Below are 18,543 nucleotides of genomic sequence, written 5' to 3' on the forward strand. Positions count from 1 at the left end.
CGGAAGCGGGTAGGCCTAGTAAGGACACGTAACCGACACGGCCGGCTTTGGAGGCGCCGCACACCGCAGTGCACGTACTGGCTCCGGCAGCCATATGCCGAGAACGATGGAGGACATCATGTCACCCCGGCTCGACGCATCGCGTACCCAGCAAGCGACGTCGACACCCCCTCCGGAACATCTGGCACCCATCGAGCACGACGAGACGTTCGTCACACCGGACGACCTTCTCTCCGGACTTCCGGACATCCCCCCGTTCGAGGAAGTCGACGCGGTCGACGCGCGGGCGCTGTCCAAGACCCTCTTCGAGCGGCTGGAGTCGCTGGAGGAAGGGACGCCCGAGTACTCGTACGTCCGCAACACGCTCGTCGAACTGAACCTGGCGCTGGTCAAGTTCGCCGCCTCCCGGTTCCGCTCCCGCAGCGAGCCGATGGAGGACATCATCCAGGTCGGCACCATCGGCCTGATCAAGGCGATCGACCGCTTCGAGCTGTCGCGCGGTGTCGAGTTCCCCACGTTCGCGATGCCGACCATCATCGGCGAGATCAAGCGCTTCTTCCGTGACACCTCGTGGTCCGTGCGCGTGCCGCGCCGGCTCCAGGAGCTGCGGCTCGACCTGGCCAAGGCCGGTGACGAGCTGGCGCAGAAGCTGGACCGCGCCCCGACGGTGCACGAACTGGCCGAGCGCCTCGGCATCTCCAACGACGAGGTCGTCGAGGGCATGGCCGCGTCCAACGCCTACACCGCCTCCTCGCTGGACGCCCAGCCGGAGGAGGACGACTCCGAGGGCGCGCTCGCGGACCGCATCGGCTACGAGGACCACGGGCTCGAGGGCATCGAGTACGTCGAGTCGTTGAAGCCGCTGATAGCGGAACTCCCGCCGCGCGACCGGAAGATCCTGTCGCTGCGGTTCGTCGCCGGCATGACCCAGTCGGAGATCGGCGAGGAGCTGGGCATCTCGCAGATGCACGTCTCGCGGCTGCTGTCGCGGACGCTGGTACGGCTGCGCAAGGGGCTGACGGTCGAGGAGTGATCCTCACCGGGTGATCGTGTCCTTCGGGGGCGGGCCATGGGCCCGCCCCCAGGCACGTGCCGCCGCCCTCTCCTCACGAGTTGAGGACCAGCGCGGCCGTCGGGACGAGCGGAGCCGTCAGGCTCAGCAGCCAGTAGGTGTGCGGGGCGAGGGCGGTCCGGCGCCGGAGCGGCGTGTTGACGAGCCACCAGATGAGCCCGTACAGCGTGACGACGGGGACGACGATCACGAGCCAGAGGGCCATGCCGTCGTTCTCCGTGGGCTCCCGCGTGGTCCAGCCGAGCGACGCCAGCGGCCCGTTGACCGCGACGTACCACAGCAGCCAGAACGGCACCACGCCCGGGACGCCGAGCAGCAGGTTCACCAGGAGCGGTGCCGGCCAGTGCCGTGCCAAGCGTCCGTGACCCCTCACACCACGCGCTCCCCGCGCCGCCAGACCCCGCTCACCAGCGGCACGCCCGGCCGGTAGGCGAGGTGGACGTGGCTCGGCGCGTCCAGGAGCACCAGGTCGGCGTAGGCGCCCGGGGTGAGGCGGCCGACGTCGGTGCGGCGCAGGGCCGCGGCGCCGCCCGCGGTGGCCGACCAGACGGCCTCGTCCGGGGTCATCCCCATGTCCCGTACGGCGAGCGCGACGCAGAACGGCATGGACGAGGTGAAGGACGAGCCCGGGTTGCAGTCCGTGGACAGCGCGACCGTCGCACCCGCGTCCAGCAGCCGCCGCGCGTCCGGCCAGGCGGCCCGCGTGGAGAACTCGGCGCCGGGCAGCAGCGTCGCGACCGTCCGGCTGTGGGCCAGGGCGTCCACGTCGGCGTCGGTGAGGTGGGTGCAGTGGTCGGCGCTGGCCGCGTCGAGTTCGACGGCGAGCTGCACGCCGGGGCCGTGGGAGAGCTGGTTGGCGTGGATGCGCGGGTGCAGCCCTCTGGCCTTGCCGGCGGTGAGGATCGCGCGGGCCTGGTCGCCGTCGAAGGCGCCCCGCTCGCAGAAGACGTCGATCCAGCGGGCGTACGGCGCGCAGGCGTCGAGCATCTCGCCGGTGACCAGGGCGACATAGCCGGCCGGGTCCTCGGCGAAGTCGGGCGGCACGATGTGGGCGCCGAGGTAGGTGACCTCGTCGGTGTGGGCGGCGGCGATGCGCAGGGCGCGGGCCTCGTCCCTCACGGTCAGGCCGTAGCCGGACTTCGTCTCGAACGTGGTGGTGCCCTGGCGCAGGGCTTCGGCGAGGTAACGGGTGACGTTGGCCTCCAGTTCCCCGTCGCTCGCGGCCCGGGTGGCGGCGACCGTGGTGCGGATGCCGCCGGCGCTGTACGGGCGGCCCGACATGCGGGCGTTGAACTCCTGCGTCCGGTCGCCCGCGAAGACGAGGTGGGAGTGGGAGTCGACGAAGCCGGGGAGGACGGCCCGGCCGCCGGCGTCGACCCGATTGTCAGTGGCGGGTGCTTTCCTGTGATCACCGGTCCACACGACGCGGTCGCCCTCGATGACGACGGCCGCGTCCTGGACCAGTCCGAGGGGGGAACCGTCACCGAGGGAGGGGTCGTTGGTGACCAGGGCGGCGATGTTGGTGATGAGCGTGCTCGCGGTGCTCGCGGAGTGGGCGGGGCTGACGGTCGTCGCGTTGCTCATGGCGTCCTTGGTGGCCTGGTCGGCGGTGGGGTCGGGTGCGGGGGCGGGGCCGGGCCGCGCGGGCGGGTGGCCCGGGGTCATCCGCGCAGGGCTGCGACGGCGTCCGCGAGGGCGCGCGGCACGTCCGGCACGAGGGTGTGGACCCCGTCCCGCACGACATGCCGGCCTGCCACGACCGTATGCGACACGTCCGCTGCCGACGCGGCGAATACGGCCGTCTCGGCCCCGAGCCGCGGAAGCGGCCCTGCCGTCCTGACCGAGTCGAGGGCGATCGTGGTGAAGTCGGCGAGGGCGCCGGGCTCCAGGGTGCCCGCCTCGTCCCAGCCGAGGGCCGCGTGGCCGTCGGCCGAGGCCGCCCGCAGGAGGGCCGCCGCCGTCCAGTGACCTCGGGTGCGGGTGCGCAGGCGTTCGTTCAGCTCCATCGCCCGCGCCTCCTCCAGCAGATCGATCACGGCGTGGCTGTCGGAGCCGAGGCAGAGCGGGGAGCCCTCGTTCTGCAGGGCGACGGCGGGCCCGATGCCGTCGGCCAGGTCGCGCTCGGTGGTCGGGCACATGCAGGTGCCGGTGCCGCTGGAGCCGATGAGCGAGACGTCCTCGGCGGTGAGGTGGGTGTTGTGGACGCCGGTGGTGCGCGGCCCGAGCACGCCGTACCGGGCAAGCAGCTGCGTCGGGGTGCAGCCGTGGGCCTCGCGGCAGGCGTCGTTCTCGGCGGTCTGCTCGGACAGGTGCACATGGAGCGGGGCCCGCCGCTCCTCGGCCCAGCGTGCGACGGTCTCCAGCTGTCCGGCGGGCACGGCCCGTACGGAGTGGATCGCCGCCCCGATCCGTGCGTGATCCCGTTCCTTGAGAAGTGCACAGCGTGCGGCCCAGGCGTCCGCGTCCCCGTCGGAGAAGCGGAGCTGGTGGCGGTTGGGCGGCTGCCCGAAACCGGAGGAGAGGTAGGCGGTGTCGAGGAGGGTGATGCGGATGCCGGCTTCGGCGGCGGCCGCGAGGAGTGCCTCGCCCATGGCGTTGGGGTCGGCGTACCGGGTGCCGTCCGGGGTGTGGTGGACGTAGTGGAACTCGCCGACGGACGTGATGCCGGCGAGGGCCATCTCGGCGTACACGGCCCGGGCGAGCGCGTGGTAGGTGTCCGGGGTCAGCCGGTCCGCCACGGAGTACATGACCTCGCGCCAGGTCCAGAAGGTGCCGGAGCCGACCTGGGCGGTGCCGCGCAGGGCACGGTGGAAGGCGTGGCTGTGAGCGTTGGCCAGGCCGGGGAGGGTGAGGCCGCGCAGGGGCTCGGCGCCGGGGGGCGGGGCGGCCACCTCGGTCCGGACGGCGGTGATCCGGCCGTCGGCGGTGTCCAGGGCGACGCCCGGCTCGACGTGTGTGCCGAGCCAGGCGTGCTCCAGCCAGTAGGTGCGGCTCTGCTGGGCGGGCGTCACGGGCAGGCCAGTCCTTCCAGTACGTCGGCGAGGGCGAGCACTCCGGCCACGCAGTCGTCCTCGGCGGCGGACTCGGCCGGGGAGTGCGAGACGCCCGTGGGGTTGCGCACGAACAGCATGGCGGTCGGGATGCTCCCGGAGAGGATCCCGGCGTCGTGTCCCGCCCCGGTGCCCAGGACGGGGACGGTGAGTCCGGGCTCCCGGTCCTTGCCGAGGATGCGGGCGAGTTCGTCGCGCAGGACGTGGTCGAACTCGACGACCGGCGTGAAGGACTCCCGGGTGACACAGAGTTCGACGCCGTGGGCGGCGGCGTGTTCCCCGGCCGCCTTCCGCACCCCGGTGACCACGGCGTCCAGGCCGTCCTGGTCGGCGGCGCGCGAGTCGAGCCAGCCGCGCACCAGGGAGGGGATGGCGTTGACGCCGTTCGGCTCCACGGCGATCTTGCCGAAGGTGGCGACCGCTCCGGCCAGTTCGGCCTCACGGCGGGCGGCGAGCACCGTCTCGGCGTAGGCGAGCATGGGGTCGCGCCGGTCGGCGAGATGGGTGGTGCCGGCGTGGTTGGCCTCACCGGCGAAGTCGAACCGCCACCGGCCGTGCGGCCAGATCGCGCTGGCGATGCCGACCGGGTCGCCGGACAGGTCCAGGGCCCGCCCCTGCTCGACGTGGAGTTCGACGAAGGCGCCGATGCGGGCGAGCCGTTCGGGGTCGGGCCCGATCGACTCGGGGTCGTACCCGGCGGCCTCCATGGCCCGGGGCAGGGTCGTCCCGTCCCCGTCGGTCAGCCGGTGGGCGTCCTCGACGGTGAGCTGCCCGGCCGTGAGCCGGGAGCCGACGCAGGCGAGCCCGAACCGGGCGCCCTCCTCGTCGCCGAAGTTGACGATGCCGAGGGGCCTGGTGAACTCCACTCCCCTGCCGCGCAGTTCGTCGAGGGCGGCGAACGCCGACACGACGCCCAGGGGCCCGTCGAAGGCGCCGCCGTCGGGGACGGAGTCCAGGTGCGACCCGGTCACGACGGCGTCGCCCCGGGCGGGGTCGCCGAGCCAGGCCCACTGGTTGCCGTTGCGGTCGGTCTCGTAGGTCAGCCCGCGGGACTCGGCCTGCTCCTTGAACCAGGCCCGGCAGTCCAGGTCGGCGCCGGTCCAGGCGAAGCGGCGGTAGCCGCCGGAGGCGGAGCTGCGGCCGATCGGCAGCAGCTCCGCCCACATGCTGTGGAAGGTCACGCCTGGTCACCCTCGCGCATCGGGATCCGGACACCGCGCTCGCCGGCGACCGACTCGGCGATGTCGTACCCGGCGTCGACGTGCCGGATGACGCCCATGCCGGGGTCGTTGGTGAGGACGCGGCGGATCTTCTCCCCGGCGAGCGGGGTGCCGTCGGCGACCGTCACCTGCCCGGCGTGGATCGAGCGGCCCATGCCGACGCCGCCGCCGTGGTGGATCGACACCCAGGACGCCCCGGAGGCGACGTTGACCATGGCGTTGAGCAGCGGCCAGTCGGCGATCGCGTCGGAGCCGTCGAGCATGGCCTCGGTCTCGCGGTAGGGGGAGGCGACGGAGCCGCAGTCGAGGTGGTCGCGGCCGATGACGACGGGGGCGGCCAGCTCGCCGCTCGCGACCATGTCGTTGAAGCGCTCTCCGGCCTTGTCGCGCTCGCCGTAGCCGAGCCAGCAGATGCGGGCGGGCAGGCCCTGGAAGTGGACCCGCTCCCCGGCCATCCTGATCCAGCGGGCCAGGGACTCGTTCTCCGGGAAGAGGTCGAGGATCGCCTTGTCGGTCTTGGCGATGTCGGAGGCCTCGCCGGACAGGGCCGCCCAGCGGAAGGGGCCCTTGCCCTCGCAGAACAGGGGGCGGATGTAGGCGGGGACGAAGCCGGGGAAGGCGAAGGCCCGGTCGTATCCGGCGAGCTGGGCCTCGCCGCGGATGGAGTTGCCGTAGTCGAAGACCTCGGCGCCGGCGTCCTGGAAGCCGACCATGGCCTCGACGTGCCTGGCCATGGACTCGCGGGCGCGGGTGGTGAAGCCGGCCGGGTCCTTGGCGGCGGCCTCGGCCATGTCCGCGAAGGCGGTGCCGACGGGCAGGTAGGCCAGCGGGTCGTGGGCGGAGGTCTGGTCGGTGACGATGTCGATGGGCGCGCCCAGGGCGAGCAGCTGCGGGACGAGTTCGGCGGCGTTGCCGAGGACGCCGATGGACAGCGGGCGGCGGGCGTCGCGGGCCTCGGTCGCCAGCCGCAGGGCGTGGTCCAGGTCGTCGGCCTTCACGTCCAGGTAGCGGTGCTCGATGCGGCGCTCGATGGCGCGCGGGTCGCAGTCGATGCACAGGGCGACACCGTCGTTCATCGTCACGGCGAGGGGCTGGGCACCGCCCATGCCGCCGAGGCCGGCGGTGAGGGTGATCGTGCCGGCGAGGGTGCCGCCGAACTTCTTGGCGGCGACGGCGGCGAAGGTCTCGTAGGTGCCCTGGAGGATGCCCTGGGTGCCGATGTAGATCCAGGAGCCGGCGGTCATCTGGCCGTACATGGTCAGGCCGAGCTGTTCGAGGCGGCGGAACTCCTCCCAGTTGGCCCAGTCGCCGACGAGGTTGGAGTTGGCGATGAGGACGCGCGGGGCCCACTCGTGGGTCTGCATGACGCCGACCGGGCGGCCGGACTGGACGAGCATGGTCTCGTCCTGCTTGAGGCCCTTCAGTGTGCGCACCATCGCGTCGAAGGAGCGCCAGTCGCGGGCCGCCTTGCCGGTGCCGCCGTAGACGACGAGCTGGTCGGGGTGTTCGGCGACCTCCGGGTCGAGGTTGTTCTGCAGCATCCGCAGGGCGGCTTCCTGCTGCCATCCGAGAGCGCTCGGTTCCGTGCCGCGCGGCGCTCGGACGGGGCGGGGTCCGGACATGGTCTGCCTCCTGGTGGGGTCTCCCGGCGGATGTTGCTGCTCTATTCACATCCTGACCCTATGAATAGGGCTAGTCAATACGTCGGGAGGTCGGCGCGGCCGTGGCGTGGATGTTTGGCTGGACGCATGGGCGCACACATCGAGACGGAAGATCCCGGCGGCACGGACGGCACCGGCGGCCCGGACGGCTCCGGGGCCTCGCGGGCGGCGCGGCGGGACGAGGCGGTGCGGGCCGCGGTGGAGCAGGGGCTGCTGGGGCCGGACCGTCCCCTGGTGGGGCTGCTGGACGTCGTCGGCATCCGGGAGTCGGCCGCGGAGCTGCGGGCGGCGTTCGAGGCGGTGACCGCGCCGGGCACCCCCGTGCTGCACGCCTTCGCGGTGAAGGCCGCCCCGCTGGTGCCGGTACTGCGGCTGCTGCGCGAGGAGGGCGTCGGCGCGGAGGTGGCGAGCCCGGGCGAGCTGGCGCTGGCCCGGGCCGCGGGGGTGCCGGCGGGCATGACGGTGCTCGACTCGCCCGCGAAGACGCCGGCCGAGCTGCGCGAGGCGCTGGACCTGGGCATCGCGGTCAACGCCGACAATCCGCAGGAGCTGGACCGTATCGACGGGCTGATGCGGACACGGCCCAGCCGCTCCCCCCTCGGCATCCGGGTGAACCCGCAGGTCGGCGGCGGCGCCATCGAGGCGCTGTCCACGGCGACGGCCACCTCCAAGTTCGGGGTGGCGCTGCGGGACGAGGGGGCGCGGGAGTGGGTCGTGCGGGCGTATCTGGACCGGCCGTGGCTGACCCGGCTGCACACGCACACCGGGTCCCAGGGGGTCCCGCTGTCCCTGATGGCGCGGGGCGTGGCGGAGGCGTACGCGCTGGCGGAGGAGATCAACCGGCGGGCCGGGCGGCGACAGGTCGACACGCTCGACATCGGCGGCGGGCTGCCGGTGAACTTCGCGTCGGACGCGACGACGCCGACGTACGCGCAGTACGCGCGGATGCTTGCCGGGGAGGTGCCGGGGCTGTTCGACGGGCGGTACGGGCTCGTCACCGAGTTCGGGCGGTCGCTGCTGGCCAAGCACGGGACGGTGGTGGCCCGGGTCGAGTACGCGAAGACCTCCGGCGGCCGGGCGGTCGCCGTGACGCACGCCGGGGTGCAGGTGGCCACGCGGACGGTGTACGCGCCGGGGAGCTGGCCGCTGCGGATCGCGGCGTACGACGCGAAGGGCCGGGTGAAGGACGGGCCCGTGGTGGTGCAGGACGTCGCGGGACCGGCCTGTTTCGCCGGGGACCTGCTGGCTCAGGGGCGGTCCATGCCGCTGCTGGAGCAGGGGGACTACGCGGCGGCGCTGGACACGGGGGCGTACTACTTCGCCCACCACTACGGGTACAACTCGCTGGTGCGGCCCGGGGTGTACGGGTTCTGGCCCGGGGGGCGGTTCGCGCTGGTGCGGCGTGCGCAGACCGTGGAGGAGGTCGTCGCGGAGTCCGGCGGGGCGCAGGCGGAGGGGCTGACGGGATCGCCGTGAGAGGTGCCGTGGGGCGCGGGGTGCGGGCCTCGTCATGGCCGGTCGCGCAGTTCCCCGCGCCCCCCCGGGGGGTGTCCCCGCCGTCGGTCAGACGAGGGCCGGCGTCTTCCCGCGCGTCCCGCCGGGGACCGGCGTCTTCCTTCGCGTGCCGCCGGGGGCCGCGTCGCCCGCCGCGATGCCCGTGCTGCGGAACGCCTTGACCCGCTTGCCCGTCGGGCCGGCGACCCCCGCGCGCAGCCAGTCCACGCGGACCCACAGCAGCACCTCGTCCGCGCGCTCGCGGCGGCCCAGCCACGCCGCCTTCAGCCACAGGCCCACCGCGCAGCCGGCCAGCAGCATGCCGCCCGCTGCGGGCAGCGCGAAGGAGGTGCCCAGGGCGGCGAGGAAGGCCGACAGGAGCCACCAGCGGTGGGCGCGGCGCCAGTTGCGGGCCGTGACCGCGCGGTCCTGGAGCACGTCGTGCTTGCCGGCCCGGGCGGCCGCGGCGGCCAGGGCCGTGTAGCGCTTGCGGCGGGCCGTGGACACCACGGCCGCGGCCAGGAGGAAGAGGGCCGCCCCCGTCAGCACCCCGATACGGCGGCCGGTGAGCCCCTCGGGCAGCAGGCCCAGTCCGGCCGTCAGCACTCCCAGCCACCACAGCGGGGCGGCACCCGCCCGTACGACGACGGCCACCCGGGCCAGTCCGTGTCCTCCGCGCATGTCAGTCAGCCTCCGTCCGGTACCCGAAGCGTCTGAAGAGTGTTGTAGGAGAAGGACGTTAGCGGCGCAACGTGAGACGAGTCTGAGAATCGGCGGCGCGTTTCGTCAGTCGACGAACAGGCCCCGTGCCGCCGCCTTGGCGTCGAACTCCTCCAGGCGGGCCTGGGCCTCGGGCAGGTCGTCGCACATGGCCTCCAGCAGGACCCGGCCGAGCAGCATCGGGGCGCAGGCCGTGTCGAAGGCGAGGCCGGTGCCGACGGCGGCGGGGATGAGCAGGTCGGACACCTTGGCGACGGGGGCGAAGGCGGAGTCGGCGACCGTGACGACGGTCAGACCGGTCTCCTTGGCGTGGGCGAGGGCGTCGACGACCTCACGCGGGTGCCGGGGCAGCGCGAAGCACAGCAGTGCGGAGGCGCCGGCGCGGACGGCGGCGTCGACGCGGTCGGCGAGCATCGTGCCGCCCTCGTTGAGCAGCCGCACGTCGGGATGGACCTTGGCGGCGAAGTAGGCGAAGCCGTGGGCTTGCGCGGCCGCCGCGCGCAGGCCGAGGACGGGCAGCGGGCGGGAGGCCGCGAGGATCCGCCCGGCCCGCCGCACGGGCCCGGGGTCGGCCAGCGCCTGAGCCAGGTGCCGCAGGTTCTCGATCTCGGCCTCGACGGCCTGCTGGTACTCGTTGGCCGACCCGGCCTCCCCCGCGGGCTCCGCGGGGGCGACCTCGCGCAGGTGGCGGCGCAGGGCGGGGTAGCCGTCGAAGCCGAGGGCGACGGCGAAGCGCGTCACGGAGGGCTGGCTGACACCGGCCAGCTCGGCGAGCTCCACGCTCGACAGGAACGGCACGTCGGCGGCGCGGCGCACCATGCTGTGCGCGATGCGCCGCTGGGTCGGCGTCAGCCGGTGGCCCTCGAAGAGCGCCTGCAGCCGCGCGGCAGGGCTGTCGGTCGCGCTCATGGCGTGCTCCCCCTCGCCTATTCAGTAGCTGAGGATTCTGCATGAGCATATGCAGACCGGCAAGCGGCGTCAGGCGCTCCGACACCGTCCGGCAGCCCACCGGTCCGACAGGGGGGCTAACCCCAGTGCGGCCCCGGCCCCGGCTCCCTACCGTGGTCGGCATGAGCGGAATCGACGCGCGGGACACCGAGCTGAAGAAGGAACTCGACGCCACGCTGCACGCCCGCAGGGAACTGGGCGAGGAGTACGAGTCGGCGCTGGTCGACTCCTTCCTGGAGAAGGTCGACCAGCGCATCGACGGCGCGGTCGAGCGCCGGGTGCGCCGGCAGCTCGCCGAGCAGCAGCTGCAGACGGCCCGGGACTCCCGGACGCCGGGGGCCACGGACTCCTGGGGCGAGCGCTTCGGCTTCGGGATCGTCTCCCTCGTCCTCGCGGTGCCGCTGTCCGCGATCGGCGGCGGCGTGGCCCACCTGCCCGGCCTCCTCGCCGCCTGGGCGGGCATCGTCGGGGTGAACGTCGTGCAGGCGGCCCGCACCAACCCCGGCCTGTTCGGACGCCGCAAGTCCTCCCAGGACAGCGGCTGGGAGGACTGAGGGGCCCGTCGGCGGTCAGGTTTGCCGGGTCGGCAGTGCCACGATCTGCCGCAGGTTGACCCGGCGCGGCCGGCTCGTCACATAGGCCACGAGGTCGGCCAGTTCCTCGGCGGACAGCGCGCCCACCGCGTCCAGCATGCCCTCCACCTGCCGGGACAGCTCCGCGTCGGAGATGTGCGTGCGCAGCTCGCTCTCGACGAATCCGGGCTCGATGTTGGTGACCCGGACGTCCCGCGGCCCGAACTCGCCGCGCAGCGACTCCGACAGGTAGGTGACGGCCGCCTTGGTCGCGCCGTACACCGCGTAGTTGGGGAAGCTGACGTGCGCGGCGATCGACGAGATGTTCACGAGGTCGGCGGCACGGCCCGCCCGGGCCGCGCCCACCAGGTCGGCGGTGAAGGCACCGGTGATCCGCAGGACTCCGGCGACGTTGGTGTCGAGCATCCGCTGCCACTCGTCGGCGCGCCGGGCCTCCACGGGGTGCGGCAGCATCACTCCGGCGGCGTTCACCACCAGGTCGGCGGGCCCGTACTCGGCGTGGACGCGGTCGACGGCGTCGGCGACGGACGTCTCGTCGGTGACGTCGGCGGCGACGGCCAGGGCCTGTCCGCCGTCGGCCCGGATCTTCCCGGCGAGGGCCGTCAGGCGTTCCTCGCGCCGGGCGAGCAGCGCCACGCGTGCGCCCTCGGCGGCCAGGAGCGCCGCGACGGCCGCTCCGATGCCGCTCGCGGCTCCGGTGACGACGGCGGTGCGGCCGGCCAGGTTCTCGTACGCCATGGGAGTCCTCCTCGGTGGTGGCCGGGGCGCCTCCCCGGCTTCGTCCACCACCCTCGGCGCCACCGGCCGCCGTACCCAGGGTGGCGTTCTTCCTGGGTCCGGCAGTACCAGGTTCGCCGGGCCCGGGCCGCCTACGCTCGAAGGCATGGACGGAGAACTGGGAGACTTCCTGCGCTCGCGCCGCGCCCGGATCCGCCCGGAGGAGGTGGGGCTGCCCTGTTACGGCCGCCGCCGCGTCCCGGGGCTGCGCCGTGAGGAGGTGGCGCAGCTGGCGGGGGTGAGCGTCGACTACTACGTGCGCCTGGAGCAGGGCAGAGGGCCCGGGGGTCCCTCCCGGACGAAGGCGGGGGGCGTCTCCGACGCCGTGCTGGACGCCATCGCGCGGGTGCTGCGGCTGGACGCTGCCGAGCGGGAGTACCTGCGGGCGGTGGCCCGGCCGCACCGGCGGGGAGCCGGCGGACCGGCCGTGCCGGGGGTGCGTCCCGGGGTCCGGCTGATCCTGGACGGCATGGACCGCAACCCGGCGTACGTGCTGGACCACCGGATGAACGTCCTCGCCTGGAACGCCCTCGCGGACGCCGTGCTCGGCTTCGACGGCACCGGCGTCGAGGACCGCAACCTGCCCCGCCGGACCTTCCTCGACCCCGCCGCCCGCGACCTCTACCCGGACTGGGCCGCGATCGCCGAGCAGACGGTCGCCCACCTCCGGCTGCAGGCGGGCCACCACCCGGGCGACGCCGCCCTGGGGCAGCTCGTCGGGGAACTGACCCGGGCCAGCGCGGACTTCCGCCGTCTGTGGGCCGACCACCTGGTCAAACCGTGCGACCACGGCGTGAAGCGGCTGCGCCACCCGGTCGCGGGCCTGCTGACCCTGCCGTACGAGACCCTCACCGTCCCGTCCGCACCCGACCAGACGATCGTGGCCTACGCCCCGGAACCGGGTTCGGAGACGGCGGAGCGCCTGGCGCTGCTGGCGAGCTGGGCGACGAGCCGCACGGGCTGATCCGCCCGGGGGGGGGCGATGGCGGCGCGAGGAGATGCGCGGGGACCGCCGCACCCCCGTGAACGAGGGGCGGGACGACGGCGGTCCCCGCGAAGGACGCGGACCTGGTCAGGCCGGGCCCCCGCGTCCGTGGCGTCGGTGGAGGTCCGGGAGCCGCTCCGGAGGTCCGTGACGCCTACGGCGCCGGCGGGGGCGGGGAGCCGCTCCCGCCCTGCCGACACCCACCAATGTGCAGGACCCGTGTTAAGCGGGTGCTGCGCGGACGTGACGCCCTCGTACCACTTCCGCGAAGTCCACGAAGATCGCGGACGTCGCGGGTTCACCCGGTACGCGGGCCGTTCACCGGGCGTTCGCCGTCACTTCCCGCCGCGGGCGAGGAAGGACAGCAGGTCCTGCCGGCTGACCACGCCGGTCGGCTTGCCCTCGACCAGGACGATCGCCGCGTCCGCCTTGCCCAGCACGGCCATCAGGTCCGCGACCGGCTCGCCGGAGCCGACCTGCGGCAGCGGGGCGGACATGTGCTTCTCCAGCGGGTCGTCGAGCGAGGCGCTCTTGCTGAACAGCGCGTCCAGCAGCTCGCGTTCGACCACGGATCCGACGACCTCGGCGGCCATCACGTCGGGGTGCCCGGCGCCCGGCTTGACGACCGGCATCTGCGAGACGCCGTACTCGCGCAGCACGTCGATGGCCTGACCGACCGTCTCCTCCGGGTGCATGTGGACGAGGGAGGGCATGCGGTCGCCCTCCTTGTCGGCGAGGACGTCGCCGACGCGGGCGCTCGGGCCCGCGTCCTCCAGGAAGCCGTAGTCGGCCATCCACTCGTCGTTGAAGATCTTGCTGAGGTAGCCGCGGCCGCTGTCCGGCAGCAGCACCACCACGACGTCGTCCTCGCCGAGCCGCGCGGCGACCTCCAGCGCGGCCACGACCGCCATGCCGCAGGAGCCGCCGACCAGCAGGCCCTCCTCCTTGGCCAGGCGGCGGGTCATCTGGAAGGAGTCCTTGTCGGACACGGCGACGATCTCGTCCGCGACGGTGCGGTCGTAGGCGGTGGGCCAGAAGTCCTCACCGACGCCCTCGACGAGGTACGGCCGGCCGGAGCCGCCGGAGTAGACGGAGCCCTCCGGGTCGGCGCCGATGACCTTCACCCTGCCGTCGCTGGCCTCCTTCAGGTAGCGGCCGGTGCCGGAGATGGTGCCGCCGGTGCCGACGCCCGCCACGAAGTGGGTGATCTTCCCCTCCGTCTGCTCCCACAGCTCGGGGCCGGTGGAGTGGTAGTGGGAGAGCGGGTTGTTCGGGTTGGAGTACTGGTCGGGCTTCCAGGCGCCGGGCGTCTCACGGACCAGCCGGTCGGAGACGTTGTAGTAGGAGTCCGGGTGCTCGGGGTCCACCGCGGTGGGGCACACCACGACCTCGGCGCCGTAGGCGCGCAGCACGTTGATCTTGTCGGTGCTCACCTTGTCGGGGCACACGAAGATGCACTTGTACCCCTTCTGCTGGGCCACTATGGCGAGCCCTACGCCGGTGTTGCCGCTGGTCGGCTCGACGATCGTGCCGCCGGGCTTGAGCGCGCCGCTCTCCTCGGCCGCCTCGATCATGCGCAGGGCGATGCGGTCCTTCACCGAACCGCCGGGGTTGAAGTACTCCACCTTGGCCAGGACGGTCGCCCTGATGCCCTTGGTCACGCTGTTGAGCCTCACCAGCGGGGTGTTGCCGACGAGACTGATCATCGAGTCGTGAAATCGCACCGTTGTCTCCGGATGCCGCAAAAGTTTCGGTCGTAGTGGTGCCGCCAGCCTATGACCTCGCCGTCGCCCGTGACGGTCGTTCACTCCCCGTTGAGATTCGACGACCCCCTGTACGGGGCAAGCACTGGGTGTACGGGTTCGAGGAGGTGGCGGCGACGCATGTCGAACATGTCGAGGGCGAGGGTGGCCCGGCGGATCGCGGCCGGCGCCGCGTACGGCGGCGGCGGGATCGGTCTGGCCGGGGCGGCCACCGTGGGGCTGGTGCTGGCGGAGGTGCAGCTGGCCCGGCGCCGGGTGGGCAACGGCACATCGGGACACGTGCCGAACGCGGACGGGCTGTACGGCCGCACGTACGCCGTCTCCTCCGAGCTGCCGCCGCTGCGGCTGACCATGCTGGGTGATTCCACGGCCGCCGGCCAGGGCGTGCACCGGGCCGGGCAGACGCCGGGGGCGCTGCTCGCCTCGGGGGTCGCGGCGCTGGCGGAGCGCCCGGTGGAGCTGCGCACGGTGGCGCTGCCGGGGGCCCGGTCCGATGACCTGGACCGCCAGGTGGCCCTGGTGCTGGCCGGTCCCGGCCCGGTGCCCGACATCTGCGTGATCATGATCGGCGCCAACGACGTCACCCACCGCATGCCCCCGACCCGCTCGGTGCGCTGCCTGGCCTCGGCGGTACGGCGGCTGCGCACGGCCGGCGCGGAGGTCGTCGTGGGCACCTGTCCCGACCTGGGCACCATCGAGCCGGTCCGGCAGCCGTTGCGCTGGCTGGCCAGACGGACCTCCCGCCAGCTGGCGGCCGCCCAGACGATCGGCGTCGTCGAGCAGGGCGGCCGCACGGTGTCCCTGGGCGACCTGCTGGGCCCCGAGTTCGCCGCGAACCCGCGGGAGCTGTTCGGCCCGGACTATTACCACCCCTCCGCCGAGGGCTACGCGACGGCGGCGATGGCGGTCCTGCCGACCGTCTGCGCCGCGCTCGGCCTCTGGCCGGCCGAGGAGGAGCGCCCGGACGCCTCCCGCCGCGAGGGCTTCCTGCCGGTGGCGCGGGCGGCCGCGGAGGCCGCCGCGGAAGCCGGTACGGAGGTCGCGGCGGCCATGCCGACCGGTCCGCGCGGCCCGTGGGCCCTGCTGAAGCGCCGGCGCCGCCGGCGGCTGCCCGAGCAGGAACCGGCGCCCGCGACGCCCTCGGTCTGAGGGCGGGGCGGACCGTCGGCCAAGCAAGCGCTTGGAAACTGCGGCCAGGGTCACACCGCGACACCCGTGACCCGGCCCATACGTACGGGTAACTTCCCAGTCAGCCCTGCCCGACCACCCGGTACGTCAATGGAGCCGTGATGCCCGAAGCCGTGATCGTCTCAGCCGCCCGCTCCCCCATCGGCCGCGCCGTCAAGGGCTCCCTCAAGGACCTCCGCCCGGACGACCTCGCCGCCACGATCGTCCAGGCCGCCCTCGCCAAGGTCCCCGAGCTGGACCCGAAGGACATCGACGACCTGATGCTCGGCTGCGGCCTGCCCGGCGGCGAGCAGGGCCACAACCTCGGGCGCATCGTCGCCGTGCAGATGGGCATGGACCACCTGCCGGGCTGCACGATCACCCGCTACTGCTCGTCCTCCCTGCAGACCTCGCGCATGGCCCTGCACGCCATCAAGGCGGGCGAGGGCGACGTCTTCATCTCGGCGGGCGTCGAGATGGTCTCCCGCTACGCGCACGGCAGCTCCGACATCCCGGGCACCCACAACCCGCTCTTCGCCGAGGCCGAGGCCCGCACCGCCGAGACCGCCCAGTCCGAGGGCTCCACCTGGCACGACCCGCGCGAGGACGGCCTGCTGCCCGACCCGTACATCGCGATGGGCCAGACCGCCGAGAACCTGGCCCGCGCCAAGGGCGTCACCCGCCAGGACATGGACGAGTTCGGCGTCCGCTCGCAGAACCTCGCCGAGGAGGCCATCAAGAACGGCTTCTGGGAGCGCGAGATCACCCCGGTGACCCTGCCCGACGGCACGGTCGTCAGCAAGGACGACGGCCCCCGCGCGGGCGTCACCCTGGAGGGCGTGCAGGGCCTCAAGCCGGTCTTCCGCCCCGACGGCATGGTCACCGCCGGCAACTGCTGCCCGCTGAACGACGGCGCCGCCGCGCTCGTGATCATGTCCGACACCAAGGCCCGCGAGCTCGGCCTCACCCCGCTCGCCCGGATCGTCTCGACCGGGGTCTCCGGCCTCTCCCCCGAGATCATGGGCCTCGGCCCGGTGGAGGCGAGCAAGCAGGCCCTGCGGCGGGCCGGGCTGACCATCGGCGACATCGACCTGGTCGAGATCAACGAGGCCTTCGCCGCCCAGGTGATCCCCTCCTACCGGGACCTGGACATCCCGCTGGAGAAGCTGAACGTCAACGGCGGCGCCATCGCCGTCGGCCACCCCTTCGGCATGACCGGCGCCCGCATCACCACCACGCTCATCAACTCGCTGCAGTTCCACGACAAGCAGTTCGGCCTGGAGACGATGTGCGTCGGCGGCGGCCAGGGCATGGCCATGGTCATCGAGCGCCTCAGCTGAGCGGCGCACCGTAGCCGCACTACCACCGACCGTGAGGCCGTGGCCCAGAACCCGGGAGACTCCTGGGTTCTGGGCCGTTTTGTGATCCAATCTCCCCCAGGATGTGACCTATCTCCCTCTGCTCCGACAGAAGCCCAGGTCACAGCAGCCCCACCCCCTCCCCCGCGACCGAAGCCCTGTCCGTTTCGTGACGTTACGCACTGACAGTTGGTTAGTCCGCCCTTCAAGCTGATGTAGGAAGTCGGGGGTCGACTTTGAACCGGGAGTACGTCAGTGAGCGCCATGCCGATCGCGTTGCTGGTCACCACGGCCGCCACGGGCGCCGTGGGCGTCGCCGTCCTGCGCACCGTTCTGCAGCTGCGCCGGCAGGTCGCGGCCCTGCACACCGCGCTGGCCGAGAACCGCGCCGCCACCACCCGCGCCCTGCTGCCCGCCGCCCGTACCACCGCCGACACCGAGGAGATACGGGCTGCCGTGGCCGCGGCGCTGGCCGAGGAGCGGGAGCGGGAGCTCGCCGAGGCGCGGGCGTTCTGGGCCGCCCAGGAGGCCCGTGACGTCTCGGACGCACCCTCCCTGCTGGGCCTGGGCGACACCGACCTGTTCCTGCCCCGGCAGGCCGATCTCGCGGGCCTGGAGCCGCTCGCCGAGTCCGGCGCGGACGCCGACGAGCCGAGCGTGCGGGAGACGCCCTCCGAGTCCGCCGAACTGGCCGCGGCCCGTCGCCGCCACCCCTCCCACCCGGACTTCGTGCCGAACCCGTCGCCCGTCGTGGGCGACCACGAGCGCACGGTGGCCACCCTGGAGGAGCTGGCCGCCTCCCGCGTCGCACTCACGGACGTCCGCCCGGGCCCTCTGGGCACGCTGGACGTGTACGTCTTCGCCGACGGCACGACCCTGTGCATGACCCCGGGCCACCGGGAGACGGCGGAGCGTCTGGCCGCCGCACTCCGGGCCGGGGTGACCCCGACCCTGCTGGGCGGCTCCGGCATCTCCGGCGCGTACACCCTGACGTTCGAGTGCGGCGAGGAGAACGTCTACATCCTGGCGGACCGGGTCATCGCGTCGCTTTGAGGGCGCGGGGAACCGCTCGACCGGCCACGCCAGGGCCGCCCCCGCGAACGAAGCTCAGACCCCCGCCCGCTTCTGCGCCTCCGCCACCAACCGCACCGCCTCGTCGACCTCGGCATCGCCGGGGATCACCACCGCCAGATCATGCCCGGCAACGGTGATCTGGTCCGCCGCCGCGAACATCCCCGCGTCCGGCATCTCCCGGGGCTCCATGCCCTCCAGGAGCTGCGCCCTGCGGGCCAGCTCCCGGGCCAGCCCGAGAGCCTCGGCGGCAGCGCCCCGCTGCAGCCGGCTCTGGGGCGCGGCCCTCAATCGATCGGCGAAGTGATCCACCGCACGGGTCAGAGGCGTCGTATCAACCACGCCGCGAGCGTACGCGTCGTACCGGGACTGTTGCCAACGGGCGAACACTCAGGCACGGTGACCTGAAGGACCGGCTTACATCCCAGCGTCCGGAGGCGCCGATGTCCCAAGTCTTCTCCGAAGAGACCCACCGCAACATGCTCGCCCGCATCCCCCACTGCACCGGTCGTGAGATCTCCGACTGGTTGCGCACCGTCGAAGAAGGCCCGGCACTCTTCCGCTTCGAGGAAAAGGTCAGCTGGCTCCGGCACGAACACAACCTGGCGTACGGCCACGCCAAGGCGATCATCCACGAGTACGACCTGAGGAGGGCCGCGCGCAA

General features: G+C 73.3%; 18 protein-coding genes. 8 read left to right on the forward strand and 10 right to left on the reverse strand.

Annotation, left to right across the window (positions count from 1 at the left end):
* The first annotated feature begins 106 nt into the window (after nt 1-106).
* Nucleotides 107-1,033, forward strand: coding sequence for an RNA polymerase sigma factor SigF (locus RIN80_RS12145; RefSeq protein ID WP_309095575.1), 927 nt, complete (start codon nt 107-109; stop codon nt 1,031-1,033).
* A gap of 73 nt (nt 1,034-1,106) precedes the next feature.
* On the opposite strand, the gene RIN80_RS12150 is transcribed toward RIN80_RS12145, so the two are convergent.
* The 5 genes from RIN80_RS12150 to hutU are packed head-to-tail and all read right to left on the reverse strand — an operon-like array spanning nt 1,107 to nt 6,964.
* Nucleotides 1,107-1,427: a hypothetical protein gene (locus RIN80_RS12150; protein ID WP_309095576.1), complete on the reverse strand. Its 321-nt coding sequence runs from the start codon at nt 1,425-1,427 to the stop codon at nt 1,107-1,109.
* A gap of 14 nt (nt 1,428-1,441) precedes the next feature.
* Nucleotides 1,442-2,737 (reverse strand): imidazolonepropionase, encoded by a 1,296-nt coding sequence (hutI, locus tag RIN80_RS12155; RefSeq protein WP_309095577.1) that lies wholly within the window; start codon nt 2,735-2,737, stop codon nt 1,442-1,444.
* A complete protein-coding gene (locus RIN80_RS12160) occupies nt 2,734-4,083 on the reverse strand; it encodes a formimidoylglutamate deiminase (RefSeq protein ID WP_309095578.1) in 1,350 nt (449 codons plus the stop codon). Before RIN80_RS12160 ends, hutI begins: the two co-directional genes overlap by 4 nt.
* Entirely contained in the window at nt 4,080-5,303 is a 1,224-nt protein-coding gene (locus RIN80_RS12165; protein ID WP_309095579.1) for an allantoate amidohydrolase, read from the reverse strand. Before RIN80_RS12165 ends, RIN80_RS12160 begins: the two co-directional genes overlap by 4 nt.
* On the reverse strand, nt 5,300-6,964 hold the full coding sequence (gene hutU / locus RIN80_RS12170; RefSeq protein ID WP_309095580.1) for a urocanate hydratase: 1,665 nt from the start codon (nt 6,962-6,964) through the stop codon (nt 5,300-5,302). The genes RIN80_RS12165 and hutU overlap by 4 nt, the downstream gene beginning before the upstream one ends.
* A gap of 126 nt (nt 6,965-7,090) precedes the next feature.
* Between hutU and RIN80_RS12175 the strand changes: the two genes are divergently transcribed.
* Nucleotides 7,091-8,479, forward strand: coding sequence for a diaminopimelate decarboxylase (locus RIN80_RS12175; protein ID WP_309095581.1), 1,389 nt, complete (start codon nt 7,091-7,093; stop codon nt 8,477-8,479).
* Nucleotides 8,480-8,566: 87 nt separating this feature from the next.
* Here RIN80_RS12175 and RIN80_RS12180 read toward each other — a convergent pair whose 3' ends face one another.
* A complete protein-coding gene (locus RIN80_RS12180) occupies nt 8,567-9,178 on the reverse strand; it encodes a hypothetical protein (protein ID WP_309095582.1) in 612 nt (203 codons plus the stop codon).
* Between the two features lie 105 nt (nt 9,179-9,283).
* The gene (locus RIN80_RS12185) at nt 9,284-10,126 is read right to left on the reverse strand and encodes a MurR/RpiR family transcriptional regulator (protein ID WP_309095583.1); all 843 of its coding nucleotides are present in this window, start codon (nt 10,124-10,126) and stop codon (nt 9,284-9,286) included.
* A gap of 161 nt (nt 10,127-10,287) precedes the next feature.
* Between RIN80_RS12185 and RIN80_RS12190 the strand changes: the two genes are divergently transcribed.
* Complete coding sequence (locus RIN80_RS12190; protein WP_309095584.1) at nt 10,288-10,719, forward strand: hypothetical protein; 432 nt, start codon at nt 10,288-10,290, stop codon at nt 10,717-10,719.
* A gap of 15 nt (nt 10,720-10,734) precedes the next feature.
* Here RIN80_RS12190 and RIN80_RS12195 read toward each other — a convergent pair whose 3' ends face one another.
* A complete protein-coding gene (locus tag RIN80_RS12195; RefSeq protein ID WP_309095585.1) occupies nt 10,735-11,496 on the reverse strand; it encodes an SDR family oxidoreductase in 762 nt (253 codons plus the stop codon).
* 145 nt (nt 11,497-11,641) lie between these two features.
* On the opposite strand from RIN80_RS12195, the gene RIN80_RS12200 reads away from it, so the two are divergent.
* Nucleotides 11,642-12,499 (forward strand): helix-turn-helix transcriptional regulator, encoded by an 858-nt coding sequence (locus RIN80_RS12200; RefSeq protein WP_309095586.1) that lies wholly within the window; start codon nt 11,642-11,644, stop codon nt 12,497-12,499.
* A gap of 356 nt (nt 12,500-12,855) precedes the next feature.
* On the opposite strand, the gene RIN80_RS12205 is transcribed toward RIN80_RS12200, so the two are convergent.
* Entirely contained in the window at nt 12,856-14,244 is a 1,389-nt protein-coding gene (locus RIN80_RS12205; protein WP_309095587.1) for a cystathionine beta-synthase, read from the reverse strand.
* Between the two features lie 159 nt (nt 14,245-14,403).
* Here RIN80_RS12205 and RIN80_RS12210 point away from each other — a divergent pair, with 159 nt between their 5' ends.
* From RIN80_RS12210 to RIN80_RS12220, 3 genes are all read left to right on the forward strand, one after another.
* Nucleotides 14,404-15,432 (forward strand): SGNH/GDSL hydrolase family protein, encoded by a 1,029-nt coding sequence (locus RIN80_RS12210; protein ID WP_309095588.1) that lies wholly within the window; start codon nt 14,404-14,406, stop codon nt 15,430-15,432.
* Between the two features lie 140 nt (nt 15,433-15,572).
* On the forward strand, nt 15,573-16,790 hold the full coding sequence (locus RIN80_RS12215) for an acetyl-CoA C-acetyltransferase (RefSeq protein WP_309095589.1): 1,218 nt from the start codon (nt 15,573-15,575) through the stop codon (nt 16,788-16,790).
* A gap of 273 nt (nt 16,791-17,063) precedes the next feature.
* Entirely contained in the window at nt 17,064-17,861 is a 798-nt protein-coding gene (locus RIN80_RS12220; RefSeq protein WP_309095590.1) for a hypothetical protein, read from the forward strand.
* A gap of 54 nt (nt 17,862-17,915) precedes the next feature.
* Here the strand turns inward: RIN80_RS12220 and RIN80_RS12225 are convergent, their stop codons facing one another.
* On the reverse strand, nt 17,916-18,221 hold the full coding sequence (locus RIN80_RS12225) for a hypothetical protein (RefSeq protein WP_309095591.1): 306 nt from the start codon (nt 18,219-18,221) through the stop codon (nt 17,916-17,918).
* A gap of 101 nt (nt 18,222-18,322) precedes the next feature.
* On the opposite strand from RIN80_RS12225, the gene RIN80_RS12230 reads away from it, so the two are divergent.
* Nucleotides 18,323-18,543 (forward strand): DUF4287 domain-containing protein (locus RIN80_RS12230; protein ID WP_309095592.1); only part of this gene is annotated, 221 nt, incomplete at its 3' end.

Origin of the sequence: Streptomyces sp., assembly GCF_031181705.1 — a bacterium.
GTDB lineage: Bacteria > Actinomycetota > Actinomycetes > Streptomycetales > Streptomycetaceae > Streptomyces.